The organism is Streptomyces umbrinus (assembly GCF_030817415.1).
Lineage (GTDB): Bacteria > Actinomycetota > Actinomycetes > Streptomycetales > Streptomycetaceae > Streptomyces > Streptomyces umbrinus_A.
Genome location: NZ_JAUSZI010000002.1, coordinates 9,053,806 through 9,073,158, shown reverse-complemented (window position 1 = coordinate 9,073,158; position 19,353 = coordinate 9,053,806). Strand labels below are relative to the sequence as shown.

The window sequence follows — 19,353 nt, the reverse complement described above, 5'->3', positions numbered from 1 at the left end:
CCTGCGGCTGCGGCCCAGGAGGAGCGGTGTCCCGGACCCACGCAACAAAGGCGAGTGATTGGTCAGGGTACGCGAGTTCCCACGGAGGACAGGTGGCGGACCTCTCACGTTCCTCGTCGACACGTGTGGCGTGCGCCACGCTCCCCCGTGGCCAAGCACGCCCCGCCGGGGTCCCCGGTTCCTGGCGGCATCGATAATCGAGCCCGTGACCGATCTTGAAACGCCCGTCGCGCCGCCCCGTGCGGGACCCGCCTGGCGCCGTGCCGCGCCCGCTCTCCTCGGATACGCGGCGGTGCGCGCGCTGGGCCTGGTGACGCTGGCCGTGTGGAGCGCCGCGCGGGACAAGAGCGCGCACCAGCTGCTCTCCGCCCGCTGGGACTCCCTCTGGTACACGCGGGTCGCCGAGCTCGGCTACGGCTATGAGGTGCGGCTGCCCAACGGGGACGTGCACTCGAACCTGGCGTTCTTCCCGCTGCTGCCCTGGCTGGAGCGTGCCTTCGCGGCGGTCACCCCTCTTTCCCACGCGGACGCGGGTCTGCTGGTCAGCGTGCTGGCCTCGCTCGCCGCGGCCTGGGGGATCTTCGCGGTCGCGGACCATGTGTACGGGTCCCGGGGCGGGATCTGCGCGGTGCTGCTGTGGGCGGTCCTGCCCGTCGGCATCGTGCAGTCGATGGCGTACAGCGAGTCGCTGTTCACGGCGCTCGCCGCCTGGTCGCTGTACGCGGTCCTGACCGGCCGCTGGCTGACCGCGGGCCTGCTCGCGTCGCTGGCCGGCCTGACCCGCCCGGTGGGCGCGGCGGTGGTCGCGGCCGTCTGGGTGGCGGCGATCGCCTCGTTCGTACGGGAGCGGAGTGTTCCGGCACGGACCGGCGCACCGAGATGGCGGCGCGCCCTGACCATGCTGATCGCGCCCCTCGGCGCCGCCGGCTACGTCCTGTGGGTCGGCCGTCACACGGGGAAGGGCCCGCTGGGCTATCTCGACGTCCAGGCGGGCTGGCGCAACGGCTTCGACGGCGGCTACGCCTTCGCCCGCTTCGTCGGCGACAAGTTCACGTCGTTCCCGTCGGCCCTCGCCGGACTCGCGCTGATCATCGGGGTCGGCCTGCTGGTCTGGCTGTACGTGATCTGCGTACGGCAGCGGCAGCCGCTGCCGCTTCTGGTGTACGCGGGGGTCGTCACCCTGCTCGCCCTGTGCGCGTCGAGCTACTTCGGCTCGAAACCACGCCTTCTGCTGCCCGCCTTCCCCCTGCTGCTGCCCCCCGCCCTGGCCCTCGCCCGACTGCGAACCTCCAGGTCGGCATGGGTGCTGGGCGGTGTGGCGGCGGCCTCGTCGGTGTACGGCGCCTTCTGGCTGAACGGCTCCGGCCCGCCGTGATCACCCAGGGTGGCGGGTGAGCGGCCGGAGAAGTGCGTGCGAGCATTCGGTGAACGAATTCAAAAGCGTCCCAAAACTTCACATTGGAATGATCAATCGAATGGAAGGGAGAGCGCACGAGGGATTCCATAATCCAAGGAAATAAACGCCCTCCTGAGAGCAATCCCACATCACATCGTCATCACAAAGAGGGTGCTTCGGCCTGGAACACAGCTCACTCGCTGTAACGTCGATTGAGTGCGTACCGAACGAAAGCTGACTCGTCTGGACCGGGTCTTCGCCCGGCTGGACCGTGAGCCGGAACGACCGGCCCACATCGACGTGCCCAGGATGAGCCGGCACCGAGTGGTCCTCTTCGCGTCCACGCTCGCCTTCTACGTCGCCATCGTGTGGGCCATCGTGATCACATCGTGGCTGGTCCGGTTCGACTGGCAGGTCATGTTCTTCCGGCCGTACCAGCAGTGGCCGGAGATCCACGCGTTCCTCGACTACTACGTGGTGCTGGGCCAGCGCGGCCCCACCGCCGTGATGATCGCGGCCTGGCTGGGCTGGCGTTCCTGGCGGCAGCACACCCTGCGCCCGCTGCTCGTCCTGGGCGCCTCGCTGCTCCTGCTGAACATCACGGTGGGCGCCGCGAAGCTGAGCATGGGCCGTCTCGGTCCGCACTACGCGACCAGCGTCGGCTCGAACGAGATGTGGCTGGGCGGCGACATATTCCCTTCGGGCCACACCGCCAACGCCGTCGTGACCTGGGGCATCCTCGCCTATCTGGCCTCGACGCCGCGCGCCCGCCGCTGGCTGTCGGCCGTCTCCGCCGTGGTCTCTCTCGGCGTCGGCCTGACCACCGTCTACCTCGGTACGCACTGGTTGAGCGACGTGGTGCTCGGCTGGGCCGCCGGCCTGCTGATCCTGCTCGCGCTGCCCTGGTGCGAGCCGCTGATCGCGCGCGCCGAGACCGGGATCTTCGACCTGCGCGACGCCTGGCGCAACCGCCGTCGCGGCACCGCGCCCGCTCCGGCCGCCCCGGTGGGCGCTCCCGTGGCGCTCTCCCCGCTCGACAGCCCGGCCGGCGACGAGGAGCCCGTGGTGCGCGAGCCGGTGGCCGCCTCCCGGCCGCCTCGGCCGCAGGGCGGCTACCTGGCCCCGGGCCCGCATCTGGCCCGCTCTGAGCGCACCCCTGTCACGCCCATCGGAAGCCGCAGACCTCCGCAGTCGGACCGAGTGACACGTGGCACCACCTCGGCCCGCCCCCTGACGGGCGGCTGAGCAAGGACTGCGGGGCCCGGTACGCACACACCACGCCCCGCGCACGGCGAAGGCCCCGGCTCCTTGAACCGGGGCCTTCGCCGTGCTTGCCATGCTTCACGAAGCGCGCTCTCACGACGTGCGCGTCTCACGATGTGCGGACAGGTGGCGGGTCAGCCCTTCCAGCAGCGCGTCACCCGGCCGTCGGCGACCTCGAAGTTCAGCCGCCCCGAGAGGTACTCCATCGTGATGATCGCGCCCGGTGGCAGCGACCGCACCGTGGACCAGCCGCGTTCACGGGCCAGCCGCTCGGCGCCGCCCGCCTCCAGTCCGACGTACGCGTCCGGAGTGTCCGAGGGTTCTGCGGGAGGAGTGGGAATCGGTGCCATGCCGCCACGTTAGGCGGCGGAATGCGGCGACGGAAGCCCGGACCCGCCACCATCAGTCACCGGTCCCTCTCCGGTCACGCTTCTGTCACAGGACAACGACACCCGTTTCGGCCGCCGCGACATGAACTGCTGCACATCGGGCCATCACACGTACGAGCGGTTCCGCACGTGTTCCGCCCGCCTTCGAACGTAATTCGGGAGTACCCGGGACCACCGCGACCGCAGGCCGAATAGCCGACCGGAAAACGCGTTGCCGACCCCGTGTCCGTGCCTTTCTTTTCCGATTCCGGGGTGTGTTCCAGAAGCTGACACACCATAGGAAATACATGGCTCAAGCACAGGACCCACGCCTCAGGAGGCCGTACGCCGTCCTTCCGGCGCAGCCCGCTCCAGCGTCCGGGTCAGCCGGTCCCGTGCCGTCCTGATCGCCTCGACGAGCTCGACGGGTTCCAGCACCTCGAACTCGACGCCCATCAGCATCACGTGGATCACCATCACGTCGAGGCTCGCGGCCCCGGTGCGCAGGATGCAGCTGCCGTCGCTCTCCGCCTCCAGCGTCCCGGCCGAGGGCGAGATCCGCTGGGCCGCCTCCTCCTTCGGCACGAGCAGCCGGACGACGGCGTGTGTGGCGTACGCGCGGACGGACACGCCCTTGGACACATAGGCGGCCAGGTCGTCGGCGGGCGGCTGCCGGGGCGTGAAGCGCGGTCCGTGGGGCGGTTTGGGCGTGACGCGGTCGGCCCGGAACGTACGCCAGTCGTCGCGGTCGACGTCCCAGGCGACCAGATACCAGCGGCGCTCGGTGCACACCAGTCGGTGCGGTTCGACCGTGCGGCGGGTCGAGGAACCGCCGTGGTCGCGGTACTCGAAGCGCAGCCGCTCCGAGTCGCGGCAGGCGGCGGCCAGGTCGGTCAGGACGGCCGGGTCGACGGCGGAGGGCTGGGGGCCGCGCAGCATCGGCACGGTGAAGGCGTTGAGGGCGCCGACCCGGCGGCGCAGCCGGTGCGGCAGCACCTGTTCGAGCTTGGTGAGGGCGCGTACGGAGGTCTCGCCGATGCCTTCGATGCCCTGTCCGGCGGCGGTGCGCAGGCCGACGGCCACGGCGACCGCCTCGTCGTCGTCGAGGAGCAGCGGTGGCAGTTCGGCGCCCACACCGAGCTGATAGCCGCCGCCCGTGCCGGGGCTGGCGTTCACCGGATAGCCGAGTTCGCGCAGCCGGTCCACGTCGCGGCGGACCGTGCGCGGGGTGACGCCGAGGCGGTCGGCCAGGGCCGCGCCCGACCATTCGCGGTGCGCCTGCAGCAGCGAGAGCAGACGCAGGAGTCGTGCCGAGGTCTCCAACATGAATCCGAGTCTGCCAGGCATTGCGGACAGTACCTGTCCGCAATGGTGCGTACCTTACGAGACATGGCAGACAACAGCGCAAGCGAAGAGATCCGCCCGTTCCGGATCGACATCCCTCAGGCGCAGCTCGACGACCTGCACACCCGCCTGGACCTGACCCGCTGGCCCGACGAGCTCCCGGGCGCGGGCTGGGAGTACGGAGCCTCGCTGCCGTATCTCCGTGAGCTGGCCGACCACTGGCGCGGCGCGTACGACTGGCGCAAGCACGAGGCGGCCCTGAACGAGATCCCGCAGTTCGTGACGGAGATCGACGGCGCGCAGGTGCACTTCCTGCACGTCCGCTCGCCCGAGCCGGACGCGGTGCCGCTGATCCTGACGCACGGCTGGCCCGGCTCGATCGTGGAGTTCCTCGGCCTGATCGGCCCGCTCAGCGACCCGCGCGCCCACGGCGGCGACCCGGCCGACGCCTTCCACCTGGTGATCCCGGCCATCCCCGGCTTCGGCTTCTCGGGGCCGACGAAGGACCGCGGCTGGAACGTCGGCCGTACGGCCCGGGCGTGGGCCGAGCTGATGCGCCGGCTCGGCTACGAGCGGTACGGCGCGCAGGGCGGCGACCTGGGCGCGCTGATCTCGCCCGCGCTCGGCCGGGTCGCGCCCGAGTCGGTGATCGGGGTCCACGTGAACGCGGCGTCCGTCGGCTTCATCCCACTCGGTCCCGTGGCCGAGGACGTCCAGGCCGAACTGACGGACCGGGAGCGGCAGAGCCTCGCGGCGATCGGCCGGTTCACCAGCGACGGCTTCGGCTACAACGTGCTCCAGTCGACCCGCCCGCAGACTCTCGCGTACGGCCTGACCGACTCACCCGTCGGCCAACTCGCCTGGATCATGGAGAAGTTCAAGGAGTGGACGCACTCCTCGGCTGAGCTGCCGGAGGACGCGGTCGACCGGGACACGCTGCTCACCAACGTGATGCTGTACTGGCTGACCGGGACGGCCGGTTCGGCGGCGCGGATGTACTACGAGAACGGGCACAGCGGTGACTGGTTCCCCGTCACGCGCTCCGAAGTGCCCACCGCCGTCGCGAACTTCGGCGAGGACGTGGCGATCCGGCGCTGGACCGAGGAGACCAACACCGTTGTCCGCTGGACGGAGTTCGACCGCGGCGGGCACTTCGCGGCCCTGGAGGTACCGGAGTTGCTGACCGGCGACATCAGGGAGTTCTTCGGCTCACTTCGGTGAGGTCACCGGGGTGACGGTCACCGACAGGTCGTTGTCGCTCGTGTAGTACGGCCCGGCCTCCGCCGGGCCGTACGCCGTCTCCAGCGTGACCTTCGGGTAGCTGAAGATGGGCTTCTTGTCGGCGATGTCGTCGAGCAGCCGGGCGATCCGTACCCGCGGCCCGGTCTCCCCCGCCGGGCGCAGCCACAGATCCCAGACGCCCTCCGTCAGCCCGGAGTAGGCCACCGTGAGGCCGAAGCGGGCCTGGTCCCGGGTGACTTCGGCCCGCACCACGGTCTCCGGCACCTCACGGACGCGCAGTTCGGCGTAGGCGTCGGGGGTGAGCTCGACGCCGTACACCTGACCCCGTACGCCCAACTCCGCCTTTCCGATGCGCAGTTCGCCCGCCTCCGCGTGCGGGGCGCGCAGCCAGCTGCGGACGGAGAGGTTGCCGTGCTTGGTGCCGTACGGGATACGGACGGCGACATGGCCGCGGGCACCGCTCGGCACCCGGTCGACGAGCGAGCGCAGATCGTTGAGGCCGGGTGCCAGGCGCTGCGGCTCGCCGCCGGCGACCTGGGCGTAGGCGTCCCAGCGGCCCTCGGGCAGTTCGACGCTGCTGGGCAGCGCGGCACGCAGCCGGCCGTCGGCGGCCGGGGTGAGCGGCAGCCGGACCTCCTGAACGCCGTCGCGGTGCCGGAGCACGAGATGCGTGTCGCCCGCCGCGGCGCCCGGACCGGGGTCGGTGATGTCGAAGGTGAGCCCGCCCGCGGAGTCGGCGATGCAGTCGGCGCCCGGAGGCATGGTCACGTCCTTCTCGGAGTGCCGGTGCGAGGCCTGCGGAGCCACCGTCATCATGCGGAGTTCTCCTTCCCGAGTACGGTCCGTCCGGCATCCCGAACGGCATACGCGCCGCCGACCAGGGCGCCGCGCGTGCGATGCAGTGAGCCGCGCATCCGGCCGATCTTCGAGTCGCCGCCGCGCGGGACGAGACCGGAGAAGATCGACTCGTAGCGTTCGGCGATCCGGGCGGGGTCGAAGCGTGCGGAGTCCTTGAGCGCGGCGTGCGCCATCTGCTGCCGCAGCTCGTCGTTGTTGATCAGTTCGAGCAGTCCGTCGGCGATGGCCCCGACGTTGCCGACGGGAACGAGACGTCCGTCCACGCCGTTGTCGATGATCTCCCCCGGGCCGTGCGGGCAGTCCGTGGAGACGACGGGCAGGCCGCAGCGCATGGCCTCGACGATCGTCATGCCGAAGGATTCCAGGCTGGAGGTGACGGCGGCGATGGATCCCTTGGCCCACTCCGGCTCGATGGGATGCGCCGGGCCCATCAGTAACACGTGGTTGTAGAGGCCGAGTTCGTCGATGAGCCTGCGCAGCTTGTCCTTCTGCTTGCCGCCGCCGTAGATCCGCAGCCGCCAGTCGGGCCGCTGCTGGCGCACCCGGTCGAAGGCCTTGATCAGCAGGTCGTACCGCTTGACCGGGGCGAGCCGCCCGGCCGCCACGACCCACTTGCCGGAACCGTCCGCAGGCTCGATGCCGGGGGCGGGCACCGGGTTGGGGACGGCCTCGACGTGTACGCCGGGCAGCCGCATCTTCTTGCGGTACGCCCCTGCGTCCGCCTCAGTCGTCGTGGTGAGCGCGTCGAGCCGCGGGTAGGCGCCACGCAGTTCCGTGCGCAGGGACTCCGAGTGGGTGTCGAGCGTGAGGTGCTCCTGGCCGACGCGGAGCGGGCCCCGTCTGGTCTCGCGGGCCAGATGCACGTTCAGTCCCGGCCGGGTCCCGATCACCACGTCGGAGTCGACCTTCGAGAGGTGGCCCGCGATACGGCGGTCGGTCAGAGCGCTGTACTGGTCGTAGCGGACCTCCCCTCGGGGGAAGACGCGGGCCGGAGTCCGGTAGGCGGGGTCGTCGCCCTCATATCCCGGGCTGTTCGTGCGGATGTCGACGAGGTGGCGCATGCGCACCCGTGGATCCAGTGCGAAGACCGGCTCGTCGCGGTGGCGCAGCACGGAGACGATCTCCACGTCGTGCTGCTCGGCGAGGGTGTTCGCAAGGTTGTACGTCGTCCGGATCGTCCCCCCGATTCCGTAGGCGTTGTGTATCAGGAAAGAGATCTGCATGCGTCCCCGTATCTCCGGCTCGTCCAGCTACCTGTGGGTTAGACCGGGGAGTTGGGGTGATGGTTGGGCTTGCTTACCATCCTGTTCCCGAACAGTTGCGCCATCGGTAACCGGATAGGGGAACCTTTTGGCGCCGGGACGCATCAGGGCTCATAGGGCAACTGCGGCACGTCGAAGCATTCGTCGTTCATGTCGCCCTGGCTCACCCATCCGCGGGCGTCCTCCCAGCGCGCCACCGAGAGACAGGTCCTGCGGGTCTTCGGGGGTCCGGGCAGGCGCTCGTACCGGACGGGCAGCAGCAGACCGTCGGCCGTGTACGGCTTCCCCGTGTCCATGAACCGGTCGACGCACGCGCGCGTGACGCCCGTTCTCGCGCAGGACCTGGCCGCGTCCGTGAACCACATCGCGGCGGCCCAGCCCTCCAGTTGCCACTGGGAGTGGCTCTTCAGGTTCTTCGTGCCGTCCCGGAACTCCCGTACGGCCTCGTGGTCCGTGGCCGAGTCGTCGTAGTTGCGGCTCGCGCCCGTCGCCCACAGGGCGTTGCGGCAGCGCGGCGCGTCCTTGTAGTCCTCGCGGACGGTGGACGTCCAGTTCTGCACGTTGGTGACCTTGGCGAGGACGTCGGCGCCGACGTCGTCCATCGCCTTGCACAGCTGCGCGTTGCCGTAGGTGTCGATGGCGTCGAAGACCACGTCGGCGCCCTGTTCCTTCAGATCGGCCGCCGCGGCACGGAAGTTGGGCAGTGCGAAGTCGACCTGCTCGGTGACCACCTTGTAGCCCTCGGCCTTCAGGCCCTGGGTGACGAGCCGGGCGTAGGCGGCGGACGCGGACTGGTTGTACGAGACGACGGCCGCCGTCCGGGCGCCCTGCTCGCGTTTGAAGTAACGGTAGATCTCGGTGCCGCCGTACAGCTTGCCGTCCCAGCCTGGCTTTCCGTTCCGGGGGGCGAGGCTGCCGTAGATCCCGTAGAGGTGCGGATAGGTGTCGTACGCCGCGCCGATGGGCTGTCCGCCGATGTCGGGCACGCGCGCGCGTGAGACGCGGGAGGCGCCCGCGTAGTCGAGCGCGCTGGTGGCGACGAGGGCGACCACCTTGTCCTCGTCGACGAGCTTGTGCACGCATTCGTTGTTGCCGACACCGCTGCCGCCGTCGTCGCACGTGCGGACGTCGACCCGGCGGCCGTCGATGCCGCCGCGCGCGTTCAGCCGGTCGAAGTAGGCCTTCGCGCCGTCGCGCGGCCCGGTGAAGGTGTTGCCGCCGACCGGGCTGGTGGCGCTCGTGATGATGCCCACGCGCAGGGGCTCCGCCGTGTTCTGCGTGGGTGTACGGCCCGGCCGGTCGGACCGGTCGGCGAAGGCGCTCTCCGGGAGACGGCTGCCGCAGGCCGTGCCCACCAGGAGCAGCAGGCCCGCGACAGCGCATTCAGCAACCCGGACCCGGCGACGCATTGCCGCTCAGCCCGACCAGACCGCACAGCGTCTTGACGGACACCTTCCACGTGTCGTCCTGCTCGACGGCGGTCCCCGCGGCGTTCGGCATGACCGTGGCGCCCTTCAGGGTGAGCGTGTACGTCACGTTCGCCGCGGTCGGCGCGGTGAACTCGACCTGGTCGACGGTCGCCTCCACCTGCCCGCCGCGCTCGTCGCCGCTGAAGCTCTCCAGGACCTGCGCCATGTTGTCGCCGTTCTCCAGGACGGCCTGTTTGTCCTTCAGGGGGACGTCGGGGTCGAAGAACTTCCTCCAGTTCTCCTTGATCTCCTTCTCGGCCGCCGCCGGATCGTCCGGAGCGCTCGCGCTCGGACTCGGCTCGGTCGCGCTGGGCAGCTTCACGGAGGGCGAGGGCGGAGTCGTGTCCTCGCCGCCGCTGTCGTCGCCGCAGGCCGTCAGAGCCGAGGCGAGGACGAGTACCGCCACCGCCAGCCCCCGGCCTGTCCCCCGCCTGAGGTCACTCCCGAGAACCATCTGGCTCACCACCGGGTGTCGGTCCGGGCCATGGGCGCCCGGTGCTTTCAGGGTCAGCTTCCACAGGGCATAGTGCAAGTCCATCGGCGGACTTGGAAGACTGTCAGACACATGACATGGGAGCCTCCATGCGGACAGCTCGACTGCGGACCGTGCACCCCGTCCTCTGGGCCGGGTGGGCCGCGCTCGCCGCGGGAGCGGTGCTGTGCGTCCTCGGCTGGTACGGGATCTCCGGTGAGCGGTTCGCCGAGCGCCAGCTGCCCTACCTCGCGTCCTGCACGGTGCCGGGAGCCGCGCTGATCATCGCGGGCGCGGTGCTCCTCACCCACGGCAGGAACGCCCTCGCGGCGGCCCGCGTCGAGGAGCTGTACGGGCTCCTGGTGGCCGCCGATCCCGCCGACGCCGACGAGTCCGGGCAGGCGGCCGCCGCGCCCGTGGCCGTCAGCGGAGACCTGCTGATGGTGCCCGGCGGCACGCTGTGGCACCGCGCGGACTGCCCGCTGGTCTCCGGGAAGGCGGAGGCCCTGCCGGTCGACTCGCGGGTCCTCGCGGGCGGGGAACTGGACCCCTGTCCGATCTGCGAGCCCGCCGCCTCGGACGCCAGGTCGTCCGGGGCGGACGGCTGATGACTGTGGTCGGTGTACTGGGGGCTGGGGACTGATGGCGTCTTTGACGTACGACCTCACGCTCGCCGGGCTCTCCGTCGGCAGCGCCGCCGCGCTCACCGGGATCGGGCTGGTCGTGACCCACCGGGCGACCGGCGTCCTCAACTTCGCGCACGGCGCCATCGCCATGGTGTGCGCCTATCTGCTGTGGCAGCTCACGGTCGAGTGGGACTGGCCGCTGCCGCTCGCCGCCGCGCTCACGCTGCTCGTGGTGGCCCCGGGCATCGGCATGGCGCTGGAACGGTTCGTCTTCCGGCCCCTGTCCGTCCTCGGCAGCGACCCGGCACAGACCCTCGTCGCGTCCATCGGCGTGTTCGTGCTGCTCGTCGGCGGCGCGGCCCTGATCTGGGGCCCCGGCGCGCGCTCGGACGCGCCGACGCTCGTCTCGGCGGACCCCTGGGGACAGCTGGCCGTGACCCTCGTACTGGCCGTCGGCGTCGGCGCGGTGATCCGCTGGACGCGCTTCGGCCGTGAGCTGCGGGCCGTCGTCGACGACCGTTCGCTGGCCGTCCTGGGAGGCATCGACGCGGACCGGGTGGCCGCGGCCGGCTGGGCCTTCGGCTCCTTCACGGCGGGCCTGACGGGCGTGCTGCTGGCCCCGTACGTACGGCTGGACCCGTACGGCATGCCGCTCCTTGTGATGGAGGTGGTGGCAGTCGCGGTGGCCGCCCGGATGCGGAGCCTGCCGGTGGCGGTGGTCGTGGCCCTCGGCATCGGGGTCGCCCAGAGCCAGCTGACACGGCTGCACCCGACGGGCTGGCGCGAGCCGCTGCTCCAGGCGGTGGGCGCGAACCTCTTCGTCGTCGCTCTGCTGATCGCCGCGCTGGTCCTGCCGGGCATCGGCACGCGCGACGCGCTTCCGCGCACGGCGAGCGCCCGGGTGGCGACCCCGCCCGGCGCGTGGATCGTGGCCGTGGTCCTGTTCCTGCTCCCCCTGGGCTTCGCGGGCTCGGACCTGCACACGTCCGTCCAGGTCCCGGCCCTGGGGGTCGTCCTCCTGTCCCTGGTCGTGGTGACGGGCCGCGGTGGCCAGATCTCCCTGGGCCAGGCGGCGTACGCGGGTCTGGGCGCCCTCTTCACCGCGCTGCTGGCGGCGGGCCGCTTCCCGGGCCTGCCGGAACTCCCCGAACTGGCCGCGCTCGCGGTCGCCGTCCTGCTGGTGGCGCCCCTGGGCCTGCTGACCGGCTGGCCCGCCATCGGCCGCCACGGCCTGGCCCTCGCCCTGGCCACCTTCGCGGTGGGCGTCGGCGTCAGCCGCTTCGTCTTCGCCCAGCCTTACGCGACCTCGGGCCTGACCCTGGGCCGCCCGGCGGGCTTCGACGGCGACCGCGCCTACTACGCACTCGAACTCGTCCTCCTCGCGGGCGCGTTGCTGGCCGCCCACGCGCTGCGCCGGGGCCGCACGGGCCGGGCCCTGGCAGCGATGCGCGACCACGAGGCGGGCGCCTCTGCGGCGGGCGTCCGCGTGCCGGCGCTCAAACTGACGGCCTTCGTCGCGGGCGCCGCGCTGGCCGCGCTCGGCGGCGGCATGCTGGGCATGGGCCTGCGCGCCTTCGACCCCGCCGCGTACGACCCGGTCCGCGGCCTGCTGTGGTTCGCCGCGATCGTCGTCCTCGGCGCCGACAGCGTCCTCGGCGCGCTGCTCGCGGCGGCCCTCCTGGTCGGCCTGGACGCGGGCACACGCGGCGGCGTCGCGGCGGCCCTGATCGGCCTCCTGGCCGTCCTCGTGGGCCGCTTCCCGGGCGGCCCGTACGAGGCCATGCGCCTGGCGGCCGAACGTCTGCGGCTGCGGCGTGAGGCAGCGCTGACTCCGCTGGGCGCCGGGGTGAGACGGAGACTGCGGGCGACACTTGCAGGGCCCGGCACACGCCCCCGCGTGGTGGCCGCGGCGGGCGCGACCGCGGTGACCGGCCCGTACACCGACACGGCCACCGGGACAAGGCCCACCGGCGGCCGCCCGCTGGTGCCACGCCCGGTCCCACGGCCGACTCCGACGGCCGGTGGGCCCGACCCTTCCTGGACCCCCGACACGACGGCTCATACCCTCGGCCCCGGAACCGAGACTTCCGGCACCCCTCCGACGCCCGGTGAGGACCGGGCCGACGACCCGACTCGAACCGCCCCCGTCCCCGAGACGACTGTTTCGGGTCCCGCCGAGACCCGAAACCGTCCGAGCACGCCGGAACCCGGCGCACCCTCCGGCCCGCGCACCAACGGTGACGAACCCGACGCCCCTCGGACGTCGGACCACGCCCAGCGACCCGACGCGGCACCGCAACCCGGCACGGGTCCAGCCGAGAACCCCGGCGAACCCACCTCACCCGGCCCCGGCGAACCAACCGGCCCTCGAACCAACCATGACGAACCCCAACACTCCTCGGACGCCGGACCACGCCCGGCAACCCAACTCGGCACCGCAACCCGGCACGGGTCCAGCCGAGAACCCCGGCGAACCCGCCTCACCCGGCCCCGGACCGGCGCCCGGTGCAACTCGCGCCGGTGGCGGACCCGGTGCGGCACAGCCAACGTCGTCCGCCGGACCCGGAGCCCGCGCCGCCGGGCGTGCCTCGCCCGCCCGCCCCCGCACGGCCCGCACCACGCCGGTCCACCCCGTGCTCCGGGCCCGTGCCCTTCGCGTCGCCTACGACGGGTTCACCGCTCTGGACGGCGTGGACCTCGATCTGGTCCCGGGCAGGATCACCGCCGTCGTCGGGCCCAACGGGGCAGGGAAAAGCACCCTGTTCCACTGTCTCGCCGGGACCGTGCGGCCGGATGCCGGGCGGATCGGGCTCGGGGAGCGGGACATCACCCGGCTGCCCGCCCACGCCCGGACCCGGCTCGGTATCGCCCGCACCTTTCAGCAACTCGCCGTCTTCCCGACCCTGACGGTCGCCGAGAACGTACGTGTGGGTGCCGAGCAGGGCCGAGTCGTGGACGCGGACGCCGTGGAACGGGTGCTGCGGCTGCTCGGGCTCGACGGAGCCGTACGGGCGCTCCCGGCGGCGGGCCTGCCGACCGGAACCCTGCGGCGGGTCGAACTCGCGCGGGCCCTGGCGGGAAGCCCCCGCGTCCTGCTCCTCGACGAGCCCGCGGCGGGACTGGACACGGGCGAGGTGGCGGCGCTCGCCCGCGTGCTGGGGGCGCTGGCCGCGGACGGTACGGCCCTGCTCGTCGTCGAGCACGACCTGGACCTCGTGGCCGACCTGGCCGACACCGTGCACGTCATGACGGCGGGCCGCGTCGTCGCCTCCGGTCCGGCCGACCACGTACTGGAAGGCCTCGACCGGCTCGAAGCACACCAGGGGCACCAAGGCGGCCAACGAAGCCAGGGGCTCGGAGGGGCGGTCGACGGATGAGCGCGCCCGGGATCTCCCTGCGCCACGCGCGCGTGCGGTACGGCCCGCTGGAGGCGCTGCACGGGGTGACACTCCACGCGCCCGCCCCCGGCGTCACCGTCCTGCTCGGCCGCAACGGCTCGGGCCGTACGACCGCGCTGCGCGCCCTCGCCGGAACCGTGCCCCTGTCCCGCGGGGCCGTGGTCTGGGACGGCACCGACGTCTCGGGGATGCCCGCGTACGAACGGGCCTGCCGCGGTCTGTGCCTCGTCCCGGACCGCCGGGCCGTCTTCGGCTCGCTCACCGTCCGCGAGAACCTCGGACTCGCCGCCCCCGGCCAGGACTTCGCGCCCGCCCTGGACGCGTATCCCCAACTGGGCCCGCTGCTCGCCAGAAGGGCGGGAACCCTCTCCGGCGGCGAGCAGCGCATGCTCGCCCTCTCCCGCGCCCTCCTGGCACGCGCGCGCGTGGTCCTCGTCGACGAACCCGCACAGGGCATGTCCCCGACGGTCGCCGCCCGCACCTACGAGCTGCTGAGCGGCCTCGGCGCCTGCGTGATCGTGGCCGAACAGCGCCTGCCCCCAGGCCTGCACGGCAGAACGGCGATCGTGTACGAACTCCGGCGCGGCGCGGTCGTGTTCAGCGGCGAGGCGACGGAGACGGCGGTCCCGGCAGCGGGGGGCCCATCAGGACCGGCGGAGGCGTCGAGGCGGCGCGGGCCCGCGAGTCCGCCGGGTCCGACACATCCGGGAGACTCGGGGAGCCGGTGGCCGCGTCCTCCGCAGGAACCGCCGGAGAAGTCGCCGGAGGAAGCACCGGAGTGACCAGCCGTCCCGGTCCCGCCCCCTTCGGCAGCTTCAGCATGGTGCCGACGTTCAGCCGCTCCGGATGCTCTCCGACCATCTTCCGGTTGAGCTTGTAGAGCGCCTTCCAGCCGCCCTTGACGCGGTACCGGCGGGCGATCGACACGAGCGACTCGCCGGACCTCACCACATGCGCCCGGCCCTTGAGCTTGTACCTCTTGGCACAGACGGGCCACGCCTCCCATCCCTGGACGCGCAGCACCTCCTCCGCGACCCGGATCTGCTCGTCACGCGTGGCGAGGTCGGCGCGCGGCGCGTAGGCCAGTCCGCCGAACGCCTTCCAGGTGGGCTGCCAGAACTGCAGTCCTCCGTAGAACCTGTTCCCGGTGTTCGCGTCCCAGCGGCCACTGCTCTCGCACTGGGCGAGACAGCCCCACGGCCACTGGTCCTTGGCGCAGTCGTACGGCACCCGGCCCGGCACCGGCGGACCCGGTGCCGTGGGCGGTGGTCCCGCGGGCGGTGGTGCCGCGACCGCCACCGCGGGGGCGAGTACGGCCAGGACGACGGCGACGACAGCCGCGTACCGCATGCGCTTGATCGACATCGGGCCACGCTAGGCAGGGTGGTGACGGCCCGTCGGCGAGCCGCGCAGGCGTCCGACGGGGCCCCACCCGGTCGGAGGACCGGGTGGGGCCCCGGGCTCACAGCTCCAGCCGCTGGCCGGGGACGATCACGTCGGGGTCCCCACCGATGGCGGCCTTGTTGGCGGCGTAGATCCGCTGCCAGGTGGTTCCGTGCCGGGCCGCGATGGCGCTCAGCGTGTCGCCGCTGCGGACGGTGTAGTCGCCGCGGGACGAGCCTCGGCCGGTGTGGCCCGTCGAACGGTCCGGCGCCTTCGCCGGCTTCGACGGAGCGGCCTTGGTGGTGGGGGTGGTGGGCGCGGACGCCGCGGGCGCACCGCCGGACGCGCCCGCGCGTGACGAACAGGTGGGCCAGGCGCCCCATCCCTGCCCGCGCTGCACCTTGGTGGCGACAGCGATCTGCTGCGCCTTGGAGGCCTTGTCGGCGGTGGACGCGTAGGCCGAGCCGCCGTACGCGCGCCAGGTGCCGGCGGAGAACTGGAGTCCTCCGTAGTAGCCGTTCCCGGTGTTGATGTGCCAGTTGCCGCCGCTCTCGCACTGGGCGATGCGGTCCCACACTCCGCTGTCCGCCGCCGCGGCGTTGCCGGTGGCGGCGAGCAGTCCGAGCGGGGCGAGCAGTGCCGCCCCGGCGAGGACCGCCGTGGTACGAGTCTTACGAGTGGTATCGGCACATTCGGACATGTAGTTCCCTCTCCAAGGACCCGGGCTCCCCCAAGGCGGCACGGAAGGTCCCGCGTGTCGACGCGGCCCTTCCGTTTCGCCCCGTCCGCCGGAGATGGTGCTGGTGTTACCGATGGCGCTGGTGCTGCTGGTGGCGCATTTGACTGGCTTGTGATGCGGTCGGCGGACGTACCCGAGCGGTGCTCGTTGCACACGGCGGAGCAATGTAGAGAGCCGGGAGGCCCGGTAACAACCAACCCCTTGTCATTCCAGGCCAGTTCGCTGTTACCGGGAGTATCGTCGAATTTGAGACACCCGCTTCATTCGCTGATTTCCGGATTTGTCGACCAACGGACCTGACGATCTGTGACTCACCTCACCGGACCAACTTCCTTGGAACCCCGAGAAGTTGGCGTGGAGTAACAGATTCCGCAGCCGGGTTCACCCTGTGCGCAGGATGGTTCGATTCCGTTCGCTCCCGGGCGTGACTCCGGCCACAGATCGCCCGTTGTCTTCTTCATGAGCCGGGAACCCATCCGGTTCATGGGCCGGGGGCCACCCGGCCGCACCACGCACCGCATCCCGAGGAGCCACCCGTGCCGCGCATGCTCGACGTCAGCGACGACGTACGCGCCGAGATCGGCGACGAAGAAGCCGACCGGCTGCTCGCCGGAGAGAACGCCCCGGGCAGTTACGACTGCACGTCCTGCCGCACCCAGGGCGACTCCGAACAGGAGCGCACCAGCACCGTCCTGTTCATCGGCGACGAGACCGCCGTACTCGCCTTCGCCCACGCCACCTGCCTGCCCTCGCAGGTCGTCCAGGTGACCGAGGAGCAACTGCAGGGCGCCGTCCGTTCCATCACCGGCGACTCCATCACCGGGGACGAGCGCCCCGCCGAGGCCCTGCCCGAGCAGGCCGTCCTCGGAGTCACCAGCGGGCTCGTCCTGCTCGGCGGCGAGCTGCACCCCGCGCTCGTCGTCGAGCCGACCGGACGCATCGCCCGGCCCGGGACGACGGGAGGAGCGGGCGACGACTTCCTGCCGCTCCTCATCGAGCAGGGCTTCATGCCGCTGAGCCAGATCACGGAAGTGCCGCCCGTACTGCACGGCTGGTCCGTGCTGCTCGCCATGGGCCAGCTGCACGCGGTCCTGCAGCCGGGCACCGGCGGCGGCTCCCCCGTCGCCTGGTGGCAGGCCCACCAGCCGCTCCAGGTCACCGACAGCTGGCGGGCGGCCGCCAACAAGCACCAGCAGGTGCTGCTGTTCGCGGCCCCGGTCGGCTCGATCGGCCGCCAGCCCCGCGAGGACCTGCTGCGCCAGGCGCTCGACAAGGCCGCCGCGGGCGGCCAGCTGGTGGCGAGCGCGATGCCCCTGGCCGGCACCTGAGCGCGGGCCCCGGTCCACGAATGCGCCGCAAACACTCCCGGTGACCGGCCAATACGGACCGGCGGCCGCATCCGAAGGGCGGCGGGGTCGTTGGCACAGACGTGCACACCTACGACTCCCCCCGCCGCCTGCCGTACACGTCCCCCATCCCGGCCATGCGGCCGGTACAGGACACCGCGGGCACCCCTTCGGCCACGCCGATCTACGACGCGCTCTTCGCGGAGTTCCGCAAGGCCTTCCGGACCCTGCCGGGCGACCGCAGTGGTGAGGAGGAGCTCGGCTTCACGGCTTTCGGGACCGGGCCGCACGGCGGAGGCCTGTACGGCTCAGGTCTGCATGGCTCGGGCCTGCGGGGATCCGGGCTGCACGGGACGGGGCTGCTCAGCACGAGCTCGTACAACTCGGGTGCGTACACGCCGACCGCGTACGGCATGCGGCACGTCGGGCAGCACCAGACGGGGCAGGTGTCCACGCACCAGAGCCAGACCGTCACGTCCGTCTGGCAGCCGGTGGCGCGGCAGCACGCCACCGGTCTGATCCCGGCGGCGCTCCCGCCGGGGCCGCGCCGGGAGCGCTGAGGCACAGGGAAGACTGAGGCACATGGGTGAGGGCCCCGCAGTTCTGCGGGGCCCTCACCCATGTGCGTACACGTCCCGTGCGGCTACTTCTTCCTGCCGCGCTTCTCGCGCACCCGCACCGAGATGTGGATCGGCGTTCCCTCGAAGGAGAACTCCTCGCGCAGCCGGCGCTCCACGAAGCGGCGGTAGCCGTGCTCGATGAAGCCCGAGGAGAACAGCACGAACCGCGGCGGCTTCGTGCCCGCCTGGGTGCCGAAGAGGATGCGCGGCTGCTTGCCGCCCCGGACCGGGTGCGGGTGGGCGGCGACGAGCTCCCCCAGGAAGGCGTTCAGCCGGCCCGTGGGAACGCGCGCCTCCCAGCCCTCGATCGCGGTCTCGATCGCCGGGACGAGCTTCTCCATGTGCCGGCCCGTACGCGCCGAGACGTTGACCCGGGGCGCCCAGGAGACCTGGGCGAGCTCGGTCTCGATCTCGCGCTCCAGGTAGTAGCGGCGCTCCTCGTCGAGGGTGTCCCACTTGTTGAAGGCGAGGACGATGGCGCGCCCGGCCTCGACGGCCATCGTGACGATGCGCTGGTCCTGGATCGAGATGGTCTCGGAGGCGTCGATCAGGATGACGGCGACTTCGGCCTTCTCCACCGCCGCGGCCGTACGCAGCGACGCGTAGTAGTCGGCGCCCTGCTGGAGGTGGACGCGCTTGCGGATACCTGCCGTGTCGACGAACTTCCAGGTGACACCGCCGAGTTCGATGAGCTCGTCGACCGGGTCACGGGTGGTGCCCGCGACCTCGTTGACGACCACACGGTCCTCGTTGGCCACCTTGTTGAGCAGCGACGACTTGCCGACGTTCGGGCGGCCGATGAGGGCGATGCGGCGCGGACCGCCGATCGCGGTGCCGAAGGTCTGCGCGGGTGCCTCGGGCAGCGCCTCCAGGACGGCGTCCAGCATGTCGCCGGTGCCGCGGCCGTGCAGTGCGGAGACGGGGTGCGGCTCGCCGAGGCCCAGGGCCCACAGGTACGAGGCGTCGGCCTCGCCGCTCAGGCCGTCGACCTTGTTGGCGCACAGGACGACGGGCTTGCCGGCCTTGCGGAGAAGGCGTACGACCGCCTCGTCGGTGTCGGTGGCGCCGACCTTGGCGTCGACGACGAAGACGACCGCGTCGGCCGCGTCGATCGCGTACTCGGCCTGGGCGGCCACGGAGGCGTCGATGCCGAGGACGTCCTGCTCCCAGCCGCCGGTGTCGACGAGCTTGAAACGGCGGCCCGCCCACTCGGCCTCGTAGGTGACGCGGTCGCGGGTGACACCGGGCTTGTCCTCGACGACGGCCTCGCGGCGGCCGATGATCCGGTTCACCAGGGTCGACTTGCCGACGTTCGGACGGCCGACGACGGCGAGGACCGGGAGCGGGCCGTGGCCGGCCGCCTCGATCGCGCCCTCGATGTCCTCGACGTCGAAGCCCTCTTCCGCGGCGAGCTCCATGAACTCCGCGTACTCGGCATCGCCAAGCGCCCCGTGCTCGTGCTCGGCCGAGCCGTCGGGCTGGATGTGGTCGTTCATGAAGTCCGTACCTCGTAGTTCATCGTGGTGATCGGTGGACCGCCCGTATCGGACGATCCACTACTGGAGTG

Annotated in this window: 15 protein-coding genes and 3 pseudogenes; 9 read left to right on the top strand and 9 right to left on the bottom strand. The window is 71.9% G+C overall.

Annotation, left to right across the window (positions count from 1 at the left end):
* Nucleotides 1–205: 205 nt before the first annotated feature.
* Both QF035_RS40105 and QF035_RS40100 read left to right on the top strand, forming a co-directional pair.
* Nucleotides 206–1,375, top strand: coding sequence for a glycosyltransferase family 39 protein (locus tag QF035_RS40105; RefSeq protein ID WP_307526114.1), 1,170 nt, complete (start codon nt 206–208; stop codon nt 1,373–1,375).
* Between the two features lie 237 nt (nt 1,376–1,612).
* Nucleotides 1,613–2,641: a phosphatase PAP2 family protein gene (locus QF035_RS40100; RefSeq protein WP_055618507.1), complete on the top strand. Its 1,029-nt coding sequence runs from the start codon at nt 1,613–1,615 to the stop codon at nt 2,639–2,641.
* A 152-nt stretch (nt 2,642–2,793) separates the two neighbouring features.
* Here the strand turns inward: QF035_RS40100 and QF035_RS40095 are convergent, their stop codons facing one another.
* Both QF035_RS40095 and QF035_RS40090 read right to left on the bottom strand, forming a co-directional pair.
* Nucleotides 2,794–3,009, bottom strand: coding sequence for an I78 family peptidase inhibitor (locus QF035_RS40095; protein ID WP_055618508.1), 216 nt, complete (start codon nt 3,007–3,009; stop codon nt 2,794–2,796).
* 351 nt (nt 3,010–3,360) lie between these two features.
* A complete protein-coding gene (locus QF035_RS40090; protein WP_190229463.1) occupies nt 3,361–4,353 on the bottom strand; it encodes a helix-turn-helix transcriptional regulator in 993 nt (330 codons plus the stop codon).
* Between the two features lie 63 nt (nt 4,354–4,416).
* Here QF035_RS40090 and QF035_RS40085 point away from each other — a divergent pair, with 63 nt between their 5' ends.
* On the top strand, nt 4,417–5,592 hold the full coding sequence (locus QF035_RS40085) for an epoxide hydrolase family protein (RefSeq protein WP_055618510.1): 1,176 nt from the start codon (nt 4,417–4,419) through the stop codon (nt 5,590–5,592).
* On the opposite strand, the gene QF035_RS40080 is transcribed toward QF035_RS40085, so the two are convergent.
* The 4 genes from QF035_RS40080 to QF035_RS40065 form a co-directional block, all read right to left on the bottom strand.
* A complete protein-coding gene (locus tag QF035_RS40080) occupies nt 5,581–6,429 on the bottom strand; it encodes a hypothetical protein (RefSeq protein WP_373466806.1) in 849 nt (282 codons plus the stop codon). The two genes, QF035_RS40085 and QF035_RS40080, sit on opposite strands and share 12 nt — an antisense overlap.
* Nucleotides 6,426–7,694 carry a glycosyltransferase family 4 protein gene (locus tag QF035_RS40075; protein ID WP_307526107.1) on the bottom strand — a complete coding sequence of 423 codons (1,269 nt, stop codon included), beginning with the start codon at nt 7,692–7,694 and terminating at the stop codon, nt 6,426–6,428. The genes QF035_RS40080 and QF035_RS40075 overlap by 4 nt, the downstream gene beginning before the upstream one ends.
* 143 nt (nt 7,695–7,837) lie before the next feature.
* A complete protein-coding gene (locus tag QF035_RS40070) occupies nt 7,838–9,142 on the bottom strand; it encodes an ABC transporter substrate-binding protein (protein WP_307526106.1) in 1,305 nt (434 codons plus the stop codon).
* On the bottom strand, nt 9,117–9,656 hold the full coding sequence (locus tag QF035_RS40065; RefSeq protein ID WP_307531784.1) for a hypothetical protein: 540 nt from the start codon (nt 9,654–9,656) through the stop codon (nt 9,117–9,119). The genes QF035_RS40070 and QF035_RS40065 overlap by 26 nt, the downstream gene beginning before the upstream one ends.
* A 128-nt stretch (nt 9,657–9,784) precedes the next feature.
* Here QF035_RS40065 and QF035_RS40060 point away from each other — a divergent pair, with 128 nt between their 5' ends.
* From QF035_RS40060 to QF035_RS40045, 4 genes and pseudogenes are all read left to right on the top strand, one after another.
* Nucleotides 9,785–10,282, top strand: coding sequence for a hypothetical protein (locus QF035_RS40060; protein ID WP_307526104.1), 498 nt, complete (start codon nt 9,785–9,787; stop codon nt 10,280–10,282).
* Nucleotides 10,283–10,316: 34 nt separating this feature from the next.
* Nucleotides 10,317–12,177: pseudogene (locus QF035_RS40055) on the top strand (ABC transporter permease subunit); the annotation flags it as partial.
* 576 nt (nt 12,178–12,753) lie between these two features.
* Nucleotides 12,754–13,677 (top strand): annotated as a pseudogene (locus QF035_RS40050) (ABC transporter ATP-binding protein); the annotation flags it as partial.
* Nucleotides 13,674–14,315: pseudogene (locus tag QF035_RS40045) on the top strand (ABC transporter ATP-binding protein); the annotation flags it as partial. The pseudogenes QF035_RS40050 and QF035_RS40045, both read left to right, overlap by 4 nt.
* On the opposite strand, the gene QF035_RS40040 reads toward QF035_RS40045, so the two are convergent.
* Both QF035_RS40040 and QF035_RS40035 read right to left on the bottom strand, forming a co-directional pair.
* A complete protein-coding gene (locus QF035_RS40040; RefSeq protein ID WP_373467015.1) occupies nt 14,296–15,048 on the bottom strand; it encodes a transglycosylase family protein in 753 nt (250 codons plus the stop codon). The pseudogene QF035_RS40045 and the gene QF035_RS40040 sit on opposite strands and share 20 nt — an antisense overlap.
* Nucleotides 15,049–15,160: 112 nt before the next feature.
* The gene (locus QF035_RS40035) at nt 15,161–15,781 is read right to left on the bottom strand and encodes a LysM peptidoglycan-binding domain-containing protein (protein WP_269649362.1); all 621 of its coding nucleotides are present in this window, start codon (nt 15,779–15,781) and stop codon (nt 15,161–15,163) included.
* Between the two features lie 575 nt (nt 15,782–16,356).
* Between QF035_RS40035 and QF035_RS40030 the strand changes: the two genes are divergently transcribed.
* Both QF035_RS40030 and QF035_RS40025 read left to right on the top strand, forming a co-directional pair.
* Nucleotides 16,357–17,148 carry a hypothetical protein gene (locus QF035_RS40030; RefSeq protein WP_055613800.1) on the top strand — a complete coding sequence of 264 codons (792 nt, stop codon included), beginning with the start codon at nt 16,357–16,359 and terminating at the stop codon, nt 17,146–17,148.
* Nucleotides 17,149–17,303: 155 nt separating this feature from the next.
* A complete protein-coding gene (locus QF035_RS40025; protein ID WP_307526101.1) occupies nt 17,304–17,726 on the top strand; it encodes a hypothetical protein in 423 nt (140 codons plus the stop codon).
* 83 nt (nt 17,727–17,809) lie between these two features.
* Here QF035_RS40025 and der read toward each other — a convergent pair whose 3' ends face one another.
* Nucleotides 17,810–19,282: a ribosome biogenesis GTPase Der gene (der, locus tag QF035_RS40020; protein ID WP_307526099.1), complete on the bottom strand. Its 1,473-nt coding sequence runs from the start codon at nt 19,280–19,282 to the stop codon at nt 17,810–17,812.
* Nucleotides 19,283–19,353 lie beyond the last annotated feature (71 nt).